14 protein-coding genes are annotated in these 17860 nt (G+C 65.2%); 5 read left to right on the top strand and 9 right to left on the bottom strand.

The window, feature by feature from the left end:
* Positions 1-29: 29 nt before the first annotated feature.
* Positions 30-674, bottom strand: coding sequence for a sulfotransferase family 2 domain-containing protein (locus V7Q53_RS08820; RefSeq protein ID WP_333828169.1), 645 nt, complete (start codon positions 672-674; stop codon positions 30-32).
* A gap of 252 nt (positions 675-926) precedes the next feature.
* On the opposite strand from V7Q53_RS08820, the gene V7Q53_RS08815 reads away from it, so the two are divergent.
* Positions 927-1976, top strand: a complete 1050-nt coding sequence (locus tag V7Q53_RS08815; protein ID WP_333828168.1) for a hypothetical protein — start codon at positions 927-929, stop codon at positions 1974-1976.
* Positions 1977-2050: 74 nt separating this feature from the next.
* On the opposite strand, the gene V7Q53_RS08810 is transcribed toward V7Q53_RS08815, so the two are convergent.
* The 8 genes from V7Q53_RS08810 to deoC form a co-directional block, all read right to left on the bottom strand.
* Positions 2051-3073, bottom strand: a complete 1023-nt coding sequence (locus V7Q53_RS08810) for an aspartate-semialdehyde dehydrogenase (RefSeq protein ID WP_333828167.1) — start codon at positions 3071-3073, stop codon at positions 2051-2053.
* Between the two features lie 93 nt (positions 3074-3166).
* Positions 3167-4348 carry an MFS transporter gene (locus V7Q53_RS08805; protein WP_333828166.1) on the bottom strand — a complete coding sequence of 394 codons (1182 nt, stop codon included), beginning with the start codon at positions 4346-4348 and terminating at the stop codon, positions 3167-3169.
* A gap of 96 nt (positions 4349-4444) precedes the next feature.
* Positions 4445-4930 (bottom strand): RNA pyrophosphohydrolase, encoded by a 486-nt coding sequence (locus V7Q53_RS08800; RefSeq protein ID WP_333828165.1) that lies wholly within the window; start codon positions 4928-4930, stop codon positions 4445-4447.
* A complete protein-coding gene (locus V7Q53_RS08795) occupies positions 4930-6258 on the bottom strand; it encodes a S41 family peptidase (RefSeq protein WP_333828164.1) in 1329 nt (442 codons plus the stop codon). The genes V7Q53_RS08800 and V7Q53_RS08795 overlap by 1 nt, the downstream gene beginning before the upstream one ends.
* Positions 6259-6317: 59 nt before the next feature.
* Positions 6318-7451, bottom strand: coding sequence for a murein hydrolase activator EnvC family protein (locus V7Q53_RS08790; RefSeq protein WP_333828163.1), 1134 nt, complete (start codon positions 7449-7451; stop codon positions 6318-6320).
* The gene (gene gpmI, locus V7Q53_RS08785) at positions 7448-8968 is read right to left on the bottom strand and encodes a 2,3-bisphosphoglycerate-independent phosphoglycerate mutase (protein ID WP_333828162.1); all 1521 of its coding nucleotides are present in this window, start codon (positions 8966-8968) and stop codon (positions 7448-7450) included. Before gpmI ends, V7Q53_RS08790 begins: the two co-directional genes overlap by 4 nt.
* A 284-nt stretch (positions 8969-9252) precedes the next feature.
* On the bottom strand, positions 9253-11553 hold the full coding sequence (locus tag V7Q53_RS08780) for an aldehyde dehydrogenase family protein (RefSeq protein WP_333828161.1): 2301 nt from the start codon (positions 11551-11553) through the stop codon (positions 9253-9255).
* Between the two features lie 7 nt (positions 11554-11560).
* Entirely contained in the window at positions 11561-12511 is a 951-nt protein-coding gene (gene deoC / locus V7Q53_RS08775; protein ID WP_333828160.1) for a deoxyribose-phosphate aldolase, read from the bottom strand.
* 260 nt (positions 12512-12771) lie between these two features.
* On the opposite strand from deoC, the gene V7Q53_RS08770 reads away from it, so the two are divergent.
* From V7Q53_RS08770 to V7Q53_RS08755, 4 genes are all read left to right on the top strand, one after another.
* Positions 12772-13761 carry an extracellular solute-binding protein gene (locus V7Q53_RS08770; RefSeq protein WP_333828159.1) on the top strand — a complete coding sequence of 330 codons (990 nt, stop codon included), beginning with the start codon at positions 12772-12774 and terminating at the stop codon, positions 13759-13761.
* Complete coding sequence (locus V7Q53_RS08765; protein ID WP_333828158.1) at positions 13758-15371, top strand: ABC transporter permease; 1614 nt, start codon at positions 13758-13760, stop codon at positions 15369-15371. The genes V7Q53_RS08770 and V7Q53_RS08765 overlap by 4 nt, the downstream gene beginning before the upstream one ends.
* Entirely contained in the window at positions 15368-16456 is a 1089-nt protein-coding gene (locus V7Q53_RS08760; protein WP_333828157.1) for an ABC transporter ATP-binding protein, read from the top strand. The genes V7Q53_RS08765 and V7Q53_RS08760 overlap by 4 nt, the downstream gene beginning before the upstream one ends.
* A gap of 74 nt (positions 16457-16530) precedes the next feature.
* Positions 16531-17772, top strand: coding sequence for a lytic murein transglycosylase (locus tag V7Q53_RS08755; protein ID WP_333828156.1), 1242 nt, complete (start codon positions 16531-16533; stop codon positions 17770-17772).
* The last annotated feature ends 88 nt before the right edge of the window (positions 17773-17860 follow it).

Genomic DNA, 17860 nt, shown 5'->3' with positions numbered 1-17860 from the left:
CCGCCCTTGGGGTTTGCGCGCAAGGCGCCTCAGCAATACTGCCCGTAAAGCGCGTAGTCCTCGCCATAGAAATCGCGCAGCCGGGCGCGCTCAGCCGCGCTCAGCACATCGGGTTCAATCTTTGGGCCCTTGGTCTGAAGGCGTTGCAGGCTGGCGGTGCTGCCGGTCAGGCGCTGCACCTCGGCCTGCATCTCGGCGGTGCGCTCGATGGGGTAGAGATGGGTGTAGAACTGCGGATCGTTGCCGAGATAGGCCACCATCGGCATCGCATGGTGCCAGATGCTTTCGACAGCCGCGCAGTATTCGGGCAGCCGCGCGATAAAGGTTGAAAGGTCAGGGTCAAAGGGCAGATCGGCCGCTTGCAGCACCGCGCCCGCCTTCTTCTTCGACAGCTCTTTATGGTGCATCACCCGGTTGGAATAGCACGACAGCAGCCGCTTCACCGGGTCACGCACCACCGCCATACGGCTGTGCCCCTCCATCCGCGACAGATCCTGCTCGCTGAAGGGGACCGAAGGGTAGAAATGGTGAATATACCAGTGCCGCCCGCTGGTGCGGAAATTCCCGAAAGGGAAGCCGTTCTCAACCTCGAAGAACATGGTTTTCAACGATGTGCAGGCCACCTTCGGAACGGGGATATAGCTCAGCTTGTGTTCCGCAAGGATGACCGTCATCGCGGCTGCTCCACCTGTCATTATGCTTTTGGGGCCATCGTGCCCCGCAAAGGGGGCCAAAAACCGCGACCTGAGCATTATGTCATCGCGCCCAGCGCTGCAACGCCCTTTCAACGGCGGGCGGGGTCAGGCGGCGGGGGTTGCACGGCCTTTTGCGCAACGATACCAAAGGCGCCACGGCCCCTTCAGACCGCCGGTTCCGGACCTCAGCGCAGGCCCCTCCGGCTGCCGCCCCGTAAAGGACGCATGCCCATGAAGGTTCTCCTTCACATCGGCTCCCCCAAAGCCGGTTCCACCACCATCCAGCACGCGCTTGCCCTCAATCAGAAGCGGCTTCTGGCGCAGAAGGTGCTGGCCTGGCAACCGGACGATTCAAAGGGGCCGCCCGCACGGGTTCTGGCCAACCGCTTCGCGCCTGACCACCGGCCGCTGCGCCCGCGCGAGCGGCTGTATTTCCGCACCCGCGCCGAGACCGTGGAATGGAGCCATGAGAACTGGCGCGCGCTGTCGGCGCTGGTCAAGGCGCGCGAACCGGCCCTGACGGTGCTTTCCAGCGAGTCGCTCTTTGCGGTCGATAACGTCCAGAGGGTGCTGGATGCGCTGGGGGAAACCTTCAGCGACATCACGATCCTTGCCTATATCCGTGACCCGGCGGAGCAGTATAAATCATCGCTTGACCAGATCATCCGCGACGGCGGGCGCTTTGCCGATCTGCCGCTGCCCACCGAATTCGGCTTCCCCTCGCATGAGGTGATCCGCAGCTATCATGACATCCTCGGCAAGGACCGGGTGATCGTGCGCAACTTTGACCGCCGCAATTTTGTCGGCGGTGATCTGACCACCGATTTCTTCGCGCAGGTGGCCCGTATCGCCGGCACCCGGCTTGAAGCACTTGAATCGCCGCCGCGCGCCAATGAAAGCCTTTGTGCGGCGGCAACAGTCTGGCTGCTGGCGATGAATGAAACCTTTGATCGCTTCAGCACCGGCGATGACCGCGCGCTGGTCAAGCGCCGCCTTGCGCTGATCCGGCGGCTGATCCGCTCTGAGGCGCTGGCCGGACTGCCCAAACTGGCGCTCGGCAAGTCATCGGTCGCCGCATGGGCGCGGCTGAACGAGAGCACGGCGATTGAGTATTACAACACGGTCTTCTTTCATGATCAGATCGCGCTTGAACCGGCGCCCGCCGATATCACTCTGCCTGAGCCCCGGAAAATGCGCGGTGTGATGCGCAACTGGCTTCTGAAGCAGGCAACGGCCGAGCATCTGCCGCTGGTGCTGAAAGAGGCCATTTCAAAAGGTTAGGGCGCTACCCGGCCAGCGCGCATGAAAAAAGGCGGGGAGAGGCCCCCGCCTTTCATAAACCTTGTGCGCGGGCCTCAGCCCTTTTTCAGGCAGCGGTTGCCCAGAACCTCGGCGATCTGCACCGCGTTCAGGGCCGCGCCCTTGCGCAGGTTGTCAGACACGCACCACAGGTTGATGCCGTTGTCGATGGTGCTGTCCTGCCGGATTCGGCTGACATAGGTCGCATAATCGCCCACGCATTCGACCGGCGTGATGTAGCCACCGGATTCGCGCTTGTCGACAACCAGAATCCCCGGCGACTCGCGCAGGATATCGCGGGCCTCGGCCTCATCGAGATGGTCTTCGAACTCGATGTTGATCGACTCGGCGTGGCCGACAAAGACCGGCACCCGCACACAGGTCGCGGTAACCTTGATCGACTTGTCGAGGATCTTCTTGGTCTCGGCGACCATCTTCCATTCTTCCTTGGTCGAGCCATCTTCCATGAAGACGTCGATATGCGGAATCACGTTGAAGGCGATCTGCTTGGGATAGACCTTGGGCGCCACTTCCTGACCCGGCACATACATGCCCTTGGTCTGGTTCCACAGCTCGTCCATCGCTTCCTTGCCGGTGCCGGAGACCGACTGATAGGTGCTCACCACAACCCGCTTGATGCGAGCGCGGTCATGCAGCGGCTTGAGCGCGACAACCATCTGCGCGGTCGAGCAGTTGGGGTTCGCGATGATGAATTTCTTGGTGTAGCCGTCAACAGCCGCCGCGTTCACCTCGGGCACCACCAGCGGCACATCGGGGTCGTAGCGATAGAGCGACGAATTGTCGATCACCACACAGCCCTGCTTGGCAGCGCGGGGCGCGTGAATCTTTGTGGCGTCCGATCCGATGGCGAAGAACGCGATGTCCCAGCCCGTGAAATCGAACTGCTCCAGGTCCTGGCACTTGAGGGTCTTGTCGCCAAAGCTGCATTCAGTGCCCAGCGAGCGACGTGATGCCAGCGCGGCGATCTCATCGACCGGGAACTCCCTCTCGGCTAGAATGTTCAGCATTTCGCGGCCCACATTGCCCGTGGCACCAACGACGACGACTCGGTAGCCCATATGAACCTCCTTTGTGTTCCTGGCCAGCGGGGGGCATACACCATGCGGCGGCACTGTTAAAGGCCCCCGGCGCAGCAGGGTAGCAGGTATGCTTCAGTCCGTACGATCCTGCGAGAAGGCATAGACCGCGCAGCCCGCCAGCACCGTAAGCCCGAAGAACAGGAAGATCATCGCATAGGGGGCCTCGGTGGGTGTGGCCGGGGCGGCCTCATAGACACGCCGGGACACCACCTGCAATACCCCCACGCCGCCGATCGAGAACATGTTCAGCAGCGTCACCCCCCGGCCCAGCAGATGCGGCGGAACAAAACTGCGGCCATGCGCCATGATCAGCGGAAAGGACAGGCCCAGAATCCCCACCGCCGAGAACAGCAGCGCCGAGGGCCAGAAACCCGCCGCAGGCATCCACCACAATGTCACCAGACAGAGGCCTGCCAGCGTGTTGCCCACCAGCACAACGCCCTTGCGGGTGCCGAAGATGCGGTCCAGCGGGCCATAGCCCACCGCGCCGATCACCATGGCAAAGGCCATGATCAGCGTCACCTGCCCAATGGCGATGGCATCCGCGCCATAGACATCGGCGTAATACGGCCCCACCCAAAGGCCCCGCAGACCGGCCGCAGGCGCGTAATTGACAAACAGAAGCGGCAGGATCAGCCAGATCGCCGGAATGCGCAGCACATCCAGCAGCGAACCCTTGCTTTCACCCGCCCCGCGCGTGACGACAGGCGGGTCCTGCACAAAGCGCCACATGGCAAGCCCGGTCAGGATGGTCAGCACGGCCAGCGCCATCACCGTCTGCCGCCAGCCAAAGGTTTCCGCCGCCCATGCCAGCGGCCATGCCCCCGCGATATTGCCCAGCGTGCCCACGCCGATGATCGCCCCGGCGAGCGTGGCGAACACCCGCGCCGAATAGATGCGGCCAAAGATGTAATAGGCCCCCATCAGAACCGGCGCACAGCCGGCGCCGATCAGCACCATGGCGACATGCAGGTGCCACGGAACCTGCGCCAGCGCAAAGATCACCGCGCCCGCGCCCCCGGCCACGCCCATCAGCCAGGCCGACGTGCGGCGCGGGCCCAGTGTATCCAGCGCCCAGCCGACGGGCAGTTGCATCAGCGCGAAGGACAGAAACCAAAGGCCCGAGGACACCGCCAGCGCATCGGCCCCGGCACCGAGCTCAACCCCCAGAACCGGCGTGAGAACCGCCAGAAATGCGCGGTAAAACTGGCTCAGCACATAGCCAAGCACCAGAAAGCCGATCCCGATCTTCATCTGTTTCCGTCCGCTATTATTCTTCAACATGTGAAATATTGAGCAACCATTGCCGAAAATTCCGGCAAGGTCCAGTGCGGGCGGCTGTCGATTATCTCAGGCGAGGTGCGTGCGGAAGGCAGTGATCACCTGCGCATAGATCTCACGCTTGAAGGGAACAATCGCCTCCAGCATCTCATCGGCACCGATCCAGCGCCAGCGTGAGAATTCGGGGTGCGGAAGGGCAATGTTGATCTGATCATCGCGGCCCAGATACCGCATCAGATACCAGCGCTGCTCCTGCCCGCGATAGCGGCCCTTCCAGATGTTCGGCACCAGTTCATGCGGCAGGTCATAGGCCAGCGGCGCAGGGGTCTCGGCAATGACCTCGACCAGATCGGGGGTCACCCCGATCTCTTCGCCCAGCTCTCGCAGCGCCGCATCGCGCGGCGCCTCGCCCTTGTCTATCCCGCCCTGCGGCATCTGCCAAGCGGGCGCCTGCGTGTCGATCCGCTGGCCCGCAAAGATCAGTCCTTCGCGGTTGATCAGCATCACGCCCACGCAGGGCCGGTAGGGAAGCGCCGCAATCTCTTCGGGTGACATCAGCGACCGTTCATCACCGAGAGGCCGCGCAGGATATCCAGCGCATAGGCAAGCTGGTAATCCTCAGTGCGCAGCTGCGCCACCTCCTGCGCCGCGCGCTCTTCTTCTTCCATCATGCGCCGCTCATCGTCCGAGATGGTCTCCTGCCCCAGCGCGCCGCGCAAGCTGGATTCGGTGCGCGGCGGGCGGGCCGGGCTTTCCTCGGTTGCGGAGTCATCACGGCGGGGTTGCTGAACCACGATATCGGGGGAGACACCCAGCGCCTGAATCGACCGGCCCGAAGGGGTGTAATAAAGCGAGGTCGTCAGCCGCATGGCGCCATCGCCGCGCAGCGGGATCAGCGACTGGACCGAACCCTTGCCAAAGCTGCGCGTGCCCACGACCACCGCGCGTTGATGATCCTGCAAGGCCCCCGCCACGATTTCCGAGGCCGAGGCAGAGCCGCCGTTGATCAGCACCACCATCGGCCGCCCCTCGATCAGGTCGCCCGGCGTGGCATTGTGGCGCTCGCCCGGCGTGTCAGCGCGACCGCGGGTAGAGACGATCTCGCCCTGATCCAGAAAGGCATCCGACACCCGGATCGCCTGCATCAGCAAGCCGCCGGGGTTGTTGCGCATGTCCAGCACCACGCCGCGCAGGTTGTCCACGCCACCCAGATCCTCGATGGCCTCATGCAGGCCGGATTGCAGGTTGTCATAGGTCTGCTCATTGAAGGTGGTCAGCCGCAGAACAACGATGTTCCCCTCGGTCCTGACGCGCACCGCCTGAATGCGGATGGTATCGCGGATGATCGACAGCTCGAACGGCTCATTCACCCCATCGCGGATAATAGTGATAATGATCTCGGAACCGACCGGGCCGCGCATCAGATCCACCGCCTGCGGCAGGGTCAGACCCATCAGCGATTCGCCATCGACATGGGTGATCAGATCGCCCGCCTGCACACCCGCATGATAGGCGGGCGTGTCATCAATGGGCGCAATGACCTGCACCATGCCGTCCTGCTGCGAAATCTCGATCCCGAGGCCGCCGAAGGCGCCGCGCGTCTGAACGCGCATGTCTTCGTAGTCATCGGGCGCAAGATAGCTTGAATGCGGATCAAGCGACGAGAGCATGCCATTGATCGCGGCCTGAACCAGCGCGCCGGTATCCACCTCATTGACATATTGGGCGCGGATGCGCTCGAACACGTCGCCGAACAGATCAAGCTGCTGATAGACCGACTGGGTGCGGGTCTGTTCCTGCGCAATCAGGGGTGCGGCCACCTGCGTGGTGATCAACACACCGCCCAGAATGCCCGCAAATGCCGCCAGAAGGTACTTTTTCATCATCCAATCCCGTTTCAACGCGCCCGAACCAGACTCCGCCCCCGGAACCTTCGACCGCTCTATTGTGCCTGACCAGTCAAGTCGAACCAGACTTCCGGGTCAATGGCCTGCCCGTCATCCCTGATCTCCAGATACAGGGTTTCACTACGCCCCGCTACCGATGCAGCGGCAAGAAATTCGGTGCCGGTTGGCGTTGCCCCGGGCATCAGCCCCATCGGCGCGCCCTGCGACACCACATCGCCAACTCTGGGATACACCAGATCAAGGCCAGCCAGCACCACCAGATAGCCCTCACCGGGCTCAAGCAAGATCACATTTCCGTAGTCCATCAGCGGACCACGATAGCGGATGGTCCCGGCCCAGGGTGCGGTGACCAGTGCGCCGGGCTCGGTGGCCAGCACCAGACCGGGGCGCACCACGCCTGCCGCATCGGCCTCGCCCGGTCGGCGCAGAACGGCGCCCTGCACCGGCAGCGGCAACCGGCCCAGCGCCTCGGTAAAATCCGGCAGCGGCTCGTCAAGCCCGGCGGGCGCGGCGGCCAGCCCGGTGGCCAGCGCCTCCAGCGTCTGCGCCGAGGCCAGAAGCGCCAGCATCGCCTCCTCGCTTTCGGCCATGCGAGGTGGCAGTTCGCGCCGGTCCGCCATGGCCTGGCTCAGATCGGTGCGCGCCTCCTGAAGGCTGCGCAGACCCAGCGACAGCGTGTCCGCCGCCGTTTCGCGCAGATGACGCAACACCTGCATCTCGCGCAGCATGGCGCCGATGCGGTCAGCCTCGGCCTGCATGGCGGGGGCCAGATCGGCCAGCATCATGCCCGCGCGCGCCGTGGCCAGCGGCCCCTCCGGGTGCAGCAACAGCGCCGGTCCCTCCATCCGGCCCGCCACCATCATCGCGGCCAGCAGACGCGAGACATCCTCGCTCTGCTGATCAAACCGCCGCCGGATGGTGGCTTCGCGCAGCGCCGCATCGCGCAGACCGGCGCGCAGCGCGGAAAGCCCGGCCTCATGCGCCTGAATGGTCTGGGTCAGCGCGGAAACCTGATCGCGCGCACCCCGCGCCTCCACCAGATCGTCAATCGCACCGACAAGCGCCAGCGCCGCGGCGCGGGCGGTATCGGCCGGGTCAGCGGCAAGCGCGGGCTGGGCACAAAGACCCAGCGCCAGCAACGCCCCCAGAACCCGACGCGCCTGCATCATACCTCGATCAGGTTGCGGCCCGTCATCTCAGGCGGCTGCTCAAGGCCCAGAAGCGCCAGCAGGGTGGGAGCGACATCGGCCAGTCGTCCATCCGTCAACCGCGCCCCCTCCGGCCCGCCGATCAGCGCCACCGGCACCGGATTGGTGGTATGCGCGGTATGCGGGCCGCCGGTGACCGGGTCGGTCATCTGCTCGCAATTGCCGTGATCAGCGGTCAGCAACATGGCCCCGCCCGCCGCCTTCAATGCCGCCATTACACGCCCCAGCCCGGCATCCACCGATTCGACAGCCGCAATCGCCGCCGCCAGATCGCCGGTATGGCCCACCATGTCCGGGTTGGCATAATTCACCACGATCAGGTCATAGCCCGCGCCGATCGCCTCGATCAGCCGGTCAGTCACCTGCGCCGAGGCCATCTCGGGCACCAGATCATAGGTCGCTACCTTGGGGCTGGGCGGCATCTGCCGATCTTCCCCGGTTTCCGGCGCCTCGCGCCCGCCGTTCAGGAAAAAGGTGACATGCGGGTATTTCTCGGTCTCGGCCAGACGGAACTGGCGCAGACCATGCTGCGCCACCCAGGAACCCAGCGTGTTATGGATCACCCGCTTGGGAAAGGCGGTGTGCATGAAGGCATTATGCGCCTCGGAATACTCCACCATCCCCAGCAGGATCGCCCAGTCCACCCGGCGGCCCGCTTCAAAACCATGGAACGAGGGCGCACCGATCGCCGCCATGATCTCGCGCGCGCGGTCAGCGCGGAAGTTGAGGCAGAAGAAACCGTCACCACCCCGCGCCCCGTCATAATCACCGATCACCGTGGGTGCGATAAACTCATCCGTCTCACCCCGCGCCAGGGCACGCGTCACGGCGCTGACGGCATCGGGCGCCGCTTCACCCTGAGCACGGACCATGGCGCAATAGGCACGCTCCACCCGCTCCCAGCGCGAGTCGCGGTCCATCGCCCAGTAACGGCCCGTCACCGTGGCAATGCGGGCACCCTCCGGCAGCCAGGCGTCCAGATCGGCAATGAAACCCTGCGCCGAAACCGGCGCTACATCGCGCCCGTCGGTCAGGGCATGAATGACAACCGGCACCCCCTCCGCCACCAGCGCCGAAACGGCAGCCTTCAGATGCGCAACATGGCCATGCACCCCGCCGTCCGAGACGACAGCCATCAGATGCGCCGTGCCGCCGCTGTCGTGCATCCGGTCGATGAACTCGCACAGGCCGGGGTTGCGGGCGAACGAGCCATCCTCGATGGCCAGATCAATCTGGCCCAGATCCATGGCGACAACCCGCCCCGCACCGATATTGGTGTGGCCAACCTCGGAATTGCCCATCTGACCGCTGGGCAGACCCACATCGCGGCCATGGGTAATCAGCGTGGCATGCGGACAAGCGGCCATGATCGCGTCAAAATTGGGGGTCTTCGCCAGGGCGACGGCATTCCCCTCGGTCTGAGGGCTGATGCCCCATCCATCAAGAATGCACAGCACTACAGGTCTGGGCTTGGTCATTCGGGCCTCCGCTCTGGCGCCTATCTATGCGCTGCAAGCGCTTCAGGCAATGCCACCCGGTTATCCCGGCAGGAAACGGCCAGAACAGTCAGGGGGCTTTGCCCCCTCTGGGCCTGCGGCCCATTCACCCCCAGGATATTTATTGAACAGATGAAAGGGGGCGAGGCGTTTTGCATTTCACCTGTTCGGAAATATCCCGGGGGAGTCCGGCCATCGCAGATGGACGGGCGGGGGCAGCGCCCCCCTTTCTGAACAAAAAGGCTTCTGCGCAGCAGGCAATCCGGTCAGGCGCCGTAAGGCACCCAGACGGTTTTCACCTGCACCGCCCGGCGCAGAAAATCGCGCGCCTGCCCCTCGGTGCCCGCCCAGTTGCGCGCGCTGTTTTCAGCCCAGACAGGTTTGAGGTTTCCGGCCGATTCGCGCCCGGTCATGGCGCAGGTCTCGGCATCGGCAAAAACCCAGAGCGCGGCCACGTCGTCATGCTGCGCCATCGTGCGCGCCAGATCGTGGCGCGGGCCGGTGACGATGTTCACCACACCGCCCGGTATGTCCGAGGTATCCAGAACCTGAACCATCTCCAGCGCCGCGCGCGGCGCGCCCTGTGACGGCACCGCGACCACCCGGTTGCCCATGGCAATCGCCGGCAGCAGGGTGGAGATAAAGCCTAGCAGCGGCGCTTCCTCGGGGCAGATCAGGCCCATGACGCCGAACGGCTCCTTGAGTGCCAGCGTCAGATGCGCGCTTTGCGTCGCATGCACCTTGCCGTCATATTTATCCGCCCATGCCGCCCAGTAGAAGGCGCGCGCCACCGCCCCCTCGGCCTCGGCTTTCGAGCTGAGCGCGGCGAGGTCGGCTTGCCGCGCCGCCATGTTCTCGGCAAGGAAATAGAGCACCTGCGCGCGGTTGTGCCCCGTGGCTTTGCCCCAGCCAGCGGCCTTGTGCGCGGCCTCGACAGCGTTGCGGATGTCCTTGCGCCCGCCCAGCGGAATCTGGCTGCCCTGCGCGCTGTAGCTGTAGCCGCCATCGGGCCGCTTCTGCGCGCCACCGATGTAAAGCTTGTGCGTGCGGTCGATCCCCGCCCCGCCCCCTTCGCCCGGCAGGGCAACCGGCGCGGGCAGTGTCGCGCGCGCCTTCCCGCCCGGTGCGGGGTCGCGCAGATAGGCCAGCATTCCCTCGCGCGCGCCCTCGCGGCCAAAGCCCGATTCGCGCATGCCGCCAAAGGGCGCGTTGGCGTCGAACAGGTTGGTGCCGTTGATCCAGACCACCCCGGCCTTGACTTGCGCCGCAATATCCAGCGCCACGGTGATGTTCTCGCTCCAGATGCTGGCGGCCAGCCCGTAGCGGGTGTTGTTGGCCAGTTCCACCGCTTCCGCCGGGGTGCGGAAGGTCATCAGGGCGGCAACCGGGCCAAAGATTTCCTCCTGCATGGCCACATTCGCCGCGCCCAGCCCGGTCAGCAGCGCGGGCGGGCAGAAGCAGCCATCAAAGCTGCCGGGCTGGTGCAGTTCGGCCCCCTGTTCGACCGCTTGCGCAACGATTGACTGAATGCGCTCCAGTTGCACCGGATGCACCACCGCGCCGATATCGGTTGATTTGTCCAGCGGATCGCCCAGCCTCAGCCGGGCCATGCGCGCCTTCAGCCTGTCAGTGAACACCGAAGCCACCGATTCCTGCACCAGTATCCGCGACCCCGCGCAGCAGACCTCGCCCTGATTGAACCAGATCGCATCCACCACCCCCTCGACGGCGGCATCCAGATCAGCCCCGGCCAGCACGATGAACGGCGACTTTCCGCCCAGCTCCAGCGTCAGCGCCTTGCCGGTGCCCGCTGTCACTTGCCTGATCATCCGGCCCACCTCGGTGGAGCCGGTGAAGGCGATCTTGTCCACCTCGGCTGCGACCAGCGCCGCGCCCGTCTCACCATCGCCGGTGACGATATTCACCACGCCCCTGGGCAACCCGGCCTCGATACATAACTCGGCGAACAGAAGCGCCGTCAGGGGCGTGTATTCGGCGGGTTTCAGCACCACGGTATTGCCCGCCGCCAGTGCGGGCGCGAGTTTCCACGCCAGCATCAGAAGCGGGAAGTTCCACGGGATGATCTGCCCGCAGACGCCATGCGGCGCCATGCCCGGAAATTCATCCGCCACCAGTTCCGCCCAGCCCGCGTGGTGGTAGAAATGCCGCACCGCCAGCGGCACATCGATATCGCGCGCCTCGCGGATCGGTTTGCCGTTGTCCAGAACCTCCAGAACGGCAAACAGCCGCTCGCGCTTTTGCAACAGGCGGGCCAGCGCATAGAGATAGCGCGCCCGCTCATGCCCCGGCAGCTTCGCCCAGCCGGGCTGGGCCTTGCGTGCGGCTTTCACGGCGGCGGCGATGTCGGCCCCAGTGCCCTGCGTGACCTGCGCGAGAGCGGCGCCGGTGGCGGGGTTCACTGTGTCGAACACTGCGCCGGGCCGGGTGAACTTCCCGTTGATGAAATGCCCGAACGGCCCGCGCTTCAGCCAGTCCAGCGCGATGGCGGGCGATTCGGGGGCGGGGCCGTAATCCATGGCAAGCAGAGCCTCTGTGACGGTGGGCATGATGACCTCAGGCAAGGGCGTGGCGATGCGCGGCGGCATAGCGGCCGGTGACGAAATGCTCCAGCTGGCGCTCGATATCCCCCAGCATGGAGGACGCACCGAGGCGGAACAGATCAGGCTCCAACCAGTCGCGCCCCATCTCTTCGCGCATCAGGATCTGCCAGGCGATGGCGTCCTTGGCGGTTTTCATGCCGCCTGCGGGTTTGAAGCCGATCTTCACCCCGGTCCGCGCGCCATAATCGCGCAGGGCCCGCACCATGATCAGGCTTACGGGCAGGGTGGCATTGACCGCCTCTTTGCCCGTGGATGTCTTGATGAAATCGGCCCCGGCCTGCATGGCCACCATCGAGGCCGCATAGACATTGCCCAGCGTCACCAGATCGCCGGTACCCAGAATGGCCTTCATATGCGCCGCGCCACAGGCCTCGCGCATCGCGGCGATCTCGTCATAAAGCGCGGCCCAGTTGCCGCCCAGCACATGCGCGCGGGTGATCACGATGTCGATCTCGGAGGCGCCCTGATCGACGGCATAGCGGATCTCGGCCAGCCGCAGATCCAGCGGCATCAGCCCGGCGGGAAAGCCGGTGGCGACCGAGGCCACCGGGATGCCCGTGTTCGACAGCGCCCGCACCGCTGGCGCCACCATCGTGGGATAAACGCAGACCGCGCCCACGACCGGCATGGCGGCCAGCCCAAGCCCGGCCACGATCGAATCAGCCAGCGGGCGGCGGGCCTTGGCGCACAGACGCGCCACACGGTCAGGCGTGTCATCGCCCGCAAGCGTCGTCAGGTCCATGCAGCGGATGGCATTCACCAGCCATGCTGCCTGATGCGCGTTCTTGACACTGCGCCGCGTGGTCAGCGTGGCGGCGCGGCGCTCGGTCGCAGGCCGGTTGATCTGCACCGCGTCAAACCAGTCGGTGGCAAGCGGCATTCCGGGGTTGCGGACGTGGGACATGGGGTTTCCGTGCTGAAATTCTGCGCAAGTATGCGCCGGGCGGGGGGTGTCTGGCAATCCCCGGCCCTGACCGGATGGTCAGGATTTGCAACTCCCCGCCCGGCGGCCTGCGCGAGAAATAATTGACAAATGCACCGCGTGAGAATAACCGACTGCATTAGTAGGAATTGCGCGGAATTTCCGCAGAGGCAGGCGCCGGGGCGCGTTACCGAAAGGCTGTTCCTGAGATGTCATTTGACCAACGCAGATAGAGGACCGCCATGAAAACCCTTCGGAACGCCCTGATCGCCACCGTCGCGCTTGCCGCCCCGCTGCCCGCGCTGGCCGACATCACGCTTTATTCCGGCCGTGGCGAGGCGCTTGTCGCCCCCATCATCGCGGCCTTCACCGCCGAGACCGGCATCAATGTTGACGTGCGCTATGCTGGCACCGCCGAACTGGCGATCCTGCTTCAGGAAGAGGGCGACGCCTCACCCGCCGATCTGTTCTGGGCGCAGGATGCTGCCGCGCTGGGAGCCGTTGCAGGCAGCTTCGCCGCCCTGCCCGAAGAGCTGGTGGGCGCAGTGCCCGCCGCTTACCGCGACGCTGAGAACCGCTGGGTTGCCACCTCGGGCCGGGGCCGCGTGCTGGCCTATTCGACCGAGCGTGTGACCGCCGAAGAGCTGCCCGCCACCATGGCTGAGCTGACCGCCCCGGAATGGGATGGCCGCGTCGCGCTGGCCCCCACCAACGGCTCGTTCGTGGCCCATGTCGCCGCCATGCGCGTGACGCTGGGCGATGAGGCGACCGCGGAATGGCTGGAAGGCTTCAAGGCCAATAACCCGGTGATCGTGCGCAACAACACCGCCATTCTGCAGGCGATTGCCGATGGCGAGGCCGATATCGGCGTGGTCAACAACTACTACCTGCCGCGCCAGCTTGCCCGCGATGCCGAGTTCCCGGTGAACCAGCAACTGTTCGCCACGCAGGGTGATATCGGCAACCTGCTGCTGGTCGCAGGCATCGGCGTTCTGGGCACCTCGGACCAGACCGACGAAGCGCAGGCCTTTGTCAGCTTCCTGCTGAGCCCCGCCGCGCAGCAGTATTTCACCGGCGAAGTGGCCGAGTTCCCGGTTGTTCCGGGGATCATCGTCTCGCGTCAGGACATCAACATCGACGACGTGATCGCCGCCGCCCCTGCGGTGGACCTGAACACCATCGGCGATCTGGAAGGCACGCTTGAGATGCTGCGCGAGGCAGGCCTCATTTGACAGCACTCACCATCAGAAAGGGCCGCCGCATCCCGGCGGCCCAGATGGTCTTTTCGGCCCTCGGTCTGCTGATCGGGGGCCTGATGCTTTTGCCGCTCGCCTATCTGGTGATGCGCGCCGCCGAAGCTGACATGGCGACCGTTCAGGGCCTGCTGCTACGCCCGCGCACCTTGCAGATGATGGTCAACACGGCCGCGCTGGTGGCGGGCGTTCTGCTGGCCTGCACGGTGATTGCGCTGCCACTGGCATGGCTGGTCAGCCGCACCGACCTGAAGGGGCGGCGGGTGGTCAATGTTCTGGCGGTGATGCCGCTGGCGGTGCCGGGCTATGTGATGGCCTATGCGCTGATCGGGCTGGGCGGGCATTACGGCTTTCTCAATCAGGTGTTCGGCTACCGTATCCCCATGCCGCAGGGCTGGTGGGGGGCCACGCTGGCGCTGTCGCTTTACACCTTCTCATACCTATACCTGAACCTGCGCGCCGCCTTTGCGGGGCTTGACCAAAGCCTTGAAGAGGCCGCGCGCGCCCTTGGTGCCACCCCGCGCGAGGTCTTTTTCCGCGTCACCCTGCCCCATCTTCTGCCCGCCCTGATGGCGGGCTGGCTGGTGGTGGGCCTCTATGTGATCGGCGATTTCGGCGCGGTGGCATTGATGCGCTATGAGGTGTTCAGCTACGCCATCTATATCCAGTATTCCGCGGCCTTTGACCGGGTTTATGCCGCATGGCTGGCGCTGATCCTGATCTCGGTCGCGCTGTCGGTCGTCTGGCTGGAAAGCCGCCTGCGCGAAGGGGCGCATTACGCGCGCACCGGCTCAGGCACCGGCGCCCGGCCCCGGCGCACGCAACTGTCGCCCTGGGGCCATGTGGCGGGCTGGGCCTTTGTGGTGGTGGTGGTGCTGGGCTCGCTGGGCCTGCCGCTTTCGGTGCTGACCTTCTGGATGACCCGCTCGATCGACAGCGCGGGGCTGTTAAGCGCGGCGCTGCCAGACCTGTTGCGCGCCTTCAGCCAGTCCCTTTCGGTGGCCGTGCCATCCGCCTTGGCGGCGGCGGCCATGGCGCTGCCGGTGGCGGTGCTGGCGGTGCGCTACCCCTCGCCCATGTCCACCTTCATCAACCGGCTGGCCTTTGTCGGCTATGCTGTCCCGGCGCTGGCTTTCGCGCTGGCCTTCGTGTTCTTTGCCCTGAACGGCGCGCGCTGGCTCTATCAGACTCATCTGTTGCTGGTGACGGTCTATGCCCTCAGCTTCCTTGCGCTGGCACTTGGCCCCATCCGCTCGGCGCTGTATCAGGCGCGCCCCTCGGTCGAGGAATCGGCGCGCGCGCTGGGGCATGGCCCGGCCTCGGTCTTCTGGCGGGTGACATTGCCGACCATCCGACCCGGCCTTGTGGCGGGGATGGTGCTCGTCTTCGTCGTTGCCATGAAGGAATTGCCCATCGCCTTCCTGCTTGCGCCCACTGGCTTCCGCCCGCTTTCCATCACCATGTTCACCCGCACATCCGAGGGCATGTTGCTGGAAGCGGCGCCCTATGCCGCCGCGATCATCGTCTTTTCCGCCCTTTTCGTGGGCTTCGTTTTGCGCCATGACCGTAAAGCCGGAGATGAGCGATGAACGACCTGCCCAAGACCCTGACCTTCAAGATGCCGGCCGAGGCCTCGCCACTGGGCTTTCGCCAGAAACCGGCCCGTCCGGTGCTGGAGGTCAATCGCCTGCGCAAGCACTTCCCCCATGCCGAAGCTGCAGCGGTTGAACGTGTCAGCCTCTCGCTGGGTGAGGGGGAGCTGATGGCGCTGCTGGGCCCCTCAGGCTGCGGCAAGACCACCACATTGCGCATGATCGGCGGGTTTGAGCCGCCCGATGAAGGCTCCATCACGCTGGCGGGGCGCGATATCACCCATCTGCCGCCGGAACAGCGCGGCATCGGCTTCGTGTTTCAGGATTACGCGCTGTTCCCGCATCTCAATGTGCTGGAAAACGTGAAATTCGGCCTGCGCGGGATGTCACGGGCGCAGGCTGATGCCCGGGCCCACGAGATGCTGAAACTGGTGGGGCTGGATGATCTTGCCAGCCGCAAGCCGCACCAGCTTTCGGGCGGGCAACAGCAGCGCGTGGCGCTGGCGCGCAGCCTTGCGGTGGCGCCAAAACTGATCCTGCTGGATGAGCCGTTCTCAAACCTTGACGCCAAGATGCGCGTGGAAACCCGCCAGGAGGTCCGCAAACTGCTGAAATCCACGGGCGCGGCGGGCATTCTGGTCACCCATGATCAGGAAGAGGCGCTGGCCATGGCCGACCGCATCGCGGTGATGGACAAGGGCCGCGTGGTGCAGATCGGCACACCGGATGAAATCTACCGCAACCCGACAACCGCCTTTGTCGCCAATTTCATCGGCCGCTCGAACATTCTGAGCGGCAATGCCGACGGGATGAACGCGCAGACAGCTTTCGGCAACCTGCCCCTGTCACGCGCGGCCAATGGCGCGGTCAATCTGGCTGTTCGGCCTGAACAGATCATGCTGGAACCGGACGTGGCAGGCCCCGCCGTGATCACCGGGCGCGAGTTTCGCGGCCATGATCAGATTTACTGGGTGCAGGAGGGTGATCGCTGCATGATCGTCATTTCCGGCCCCGGCGCCGAACATACCATCGGCACCAAGGTGCGGCTGCGCATCTGTGATTGCGTTGTTCCGCTCGCCTGATCGCGTTTTGCTTTTTCAACGCTCCGGTTTGCGCTAGAATGGCCCAAACAAAAAGACCAACGAGCAGGTGACCCATGTTTATACGCGCCGCGACCCTCGGCCTTGTTATGATTTCGCTTGCCGGTTGCGGCAGCGCATTCGCCAACCGTTCCGGCAGCGGGGTGGAGGCAACACGCCTCGCCACGACCACCCCGCGCCCTGCGGCCTTTGACCGTTGGATTGACGGCTTCCGCGCCCGCGCATTGACGCAGGGCATCGAGGCCCGCACCTTTGACCGCGCTTTCAGCGGGATCGGCTATAACGAGGATTCGCTGCGGCGTGATGCCCATCAGCCTGAATTCACCCGCCCCATCTGGGCTTATCTTGACAGCGCGGTCTCTGACACGCGGATAGAAAACGGGCGGGCAATGCTGCGCGACCACGCCAGCACGCTGGCCGCGATCGAGGCGCGCTATAATGTCGAGCGTGAGGTGGTGGTGGCCATCTGGGGGCTGGAAAGCTCTTACGGGCAGCTGCGCGGCACCACGCCGATCATCGAAAGCCTCGCAACGCTCAGCTATGAGGGGCGGCGCACGGCGTTCTTTGAGCAGCAACTGGTGGCCGCGCTGCGCATCCTGCAAGCGGGCGATGTGGCACCGGCGGGCATGGTGGGAAGCTGGGCGGGGGCGATGGGGCATACCCAGTTCATCCCGACAAGCTATCTGGAATATGCCGTCGATTTCAACGGTGACGGGCGGCGCGATATCTGGGCCGATGACCCGACAGACGCGCTGGCCTCCGCCGCCGCCTATCTTTCGCGCTTCGGCTGGACACGCGGCCAGCCCGCGCTGGTCGAGGTGCGGCTGCCGCGTGGCTTTGACACGCAACAGGCGGGGCAACGGCGGACGGTGCAGGAATGGGCTGCGGCGGGGCTTCAGGCCCAGCCGGGCAACCGGATGCCCGCCTCGGGCGAAGCGACGCTGATGTTCCCTGCGGGCGCAAACGGGCCTGCGTTGCTGACCTTCAGCAACTTCCGGGTGATCAAGCGCTACAACAACGCCGACGCCTATGCGATCGCCATCGCCCATCTCGCCGACCGGCTGCGCGGCGGCGGGACATTCGTGGGCAACTGGCCCCGCGACGACAGGCCGCTGACCGCCGGTGAACGCGAAGAGTTGCAGCGCGTACTGTCCCGCTCCGGCCATTATAGCGGCGAGATTGACGGGCGCGTCGGCTCCGGCACGCTGTCAGCCGTGCGCGACTGGCAGGCGGCGAATGGCATGGCGCCCGATGGGTATGTCTCGCTCGCGCTGCTGGAGCGGATGCGGCGGCAGTAGGCGTCGCAAGGGGGGCTTCCCGCCCCCCTCTTCGGCTGCGCCGAATTCACCCCCCGGGCGTATTTCCGGCAAGATGAAGCGGGCCCGG

The organism is Pararhodobacter sp. (genome assembly GCF_036802785.1).
GTDB lineage: Bacteria > Pseudomonadota > Alphaproteobacteria > Rhodobacterales > Rhodobacteraceae > Pararhodobacter.
Note: the sequence above shows the minus strand (reverse complement) of the source record. Positions and strands in the feature narration are given on the sequence as shown.

Coding starts and splice junctions, on each gene's coding strand:
- V7Q53_RS08760 (WP_333828157.1), top strand. CDS start 15,368: ATGAACGACCTGCCCAAGACCCTGACCTTCAAGATGCCGGCCGAGGCC.
- V7Q53_RS08790 (WP_333828163.1), bottom strand. CDS start 7,451: ATGATGCAGGCGCGTCGGGTTCTGGGGGCGTTGCTGGCGCTGGGTCTT.
- V7Q53_RS08810 (WP_333828167.1), bottom strand. CDS start 3,073: ATGGGCTACCGAGTCGTCGTCGTTGGTGCCACGGGCAATGTGGGCCGC.
- V7Q53_RS08795 (WP_333828164.1), bottom strand. CDS start 6,258: ATGAAAAAGTACCTTCTGGCGGCATTTGCGGGCATTCTGGGCGGTGTG.
- V7Q53_RS08780 (WP_333828161.1), bottom strand. CDS start 11,553: ATGCCCACCGTCACAGAGGCTCTGCTTGCCATGGATTACGGCCCCGCC.
- V7Q53_RS08815 (WP_333828168.1), top strand. CDS start 927: ATGAAGGTTCTCCTTCACATCGGCTCCCCCAAAGCCGGTTCCACCACC.
- gpmI (WP_333828162.1), bottom strand. CDS start 8,968: ATGACCAAGCCCAGACCTGTAGTGCTGTGCATTCTTGATGGATGGGGC.
- V7Q53_RS08800 (WP_333828165.1), bottom strand. CDS start 4,930: ATGTCACCCGAAGAGATTGCGGCGCTTCCCTACCGGCCCTGCGTGGGC.
- V7Q53_RS08820 (WP_333828169.1), bottom strand. CDS start 674: ATGACGGTCATCCTTGCGGAACACAAGCTGAGCTATATCCCCGTTCCG.
- V7Q53_RS08805 (WP_333828166.1), bottom strand. CDS start 4,348: ATGAAGATCGGGATCGGCTTTCTGGTGCTTGGCTATGTGCTGAGCCAG.
- V7Q53_RS08770 (WP_333828159.1), top strand. CDS start 12,772: ATGAAAACCCTTCGGAACGCCCTGATCGCCACCGTCGCGCTTGCCGCC.
- V7Q53_RS08755 (WP_333828156.1), top strand. CDS start 16,531: ATGTTTATACGCGCCGCGACCCTCGGCCTTGTTATGATTTCGCTTGCC.
- deoC (WP_333828160.1), bottom strand. CDS start 12,511: ATGTCCCACGTCCGCAACCCCGGAATGCCGCTTGCCACCGACTGGTTT.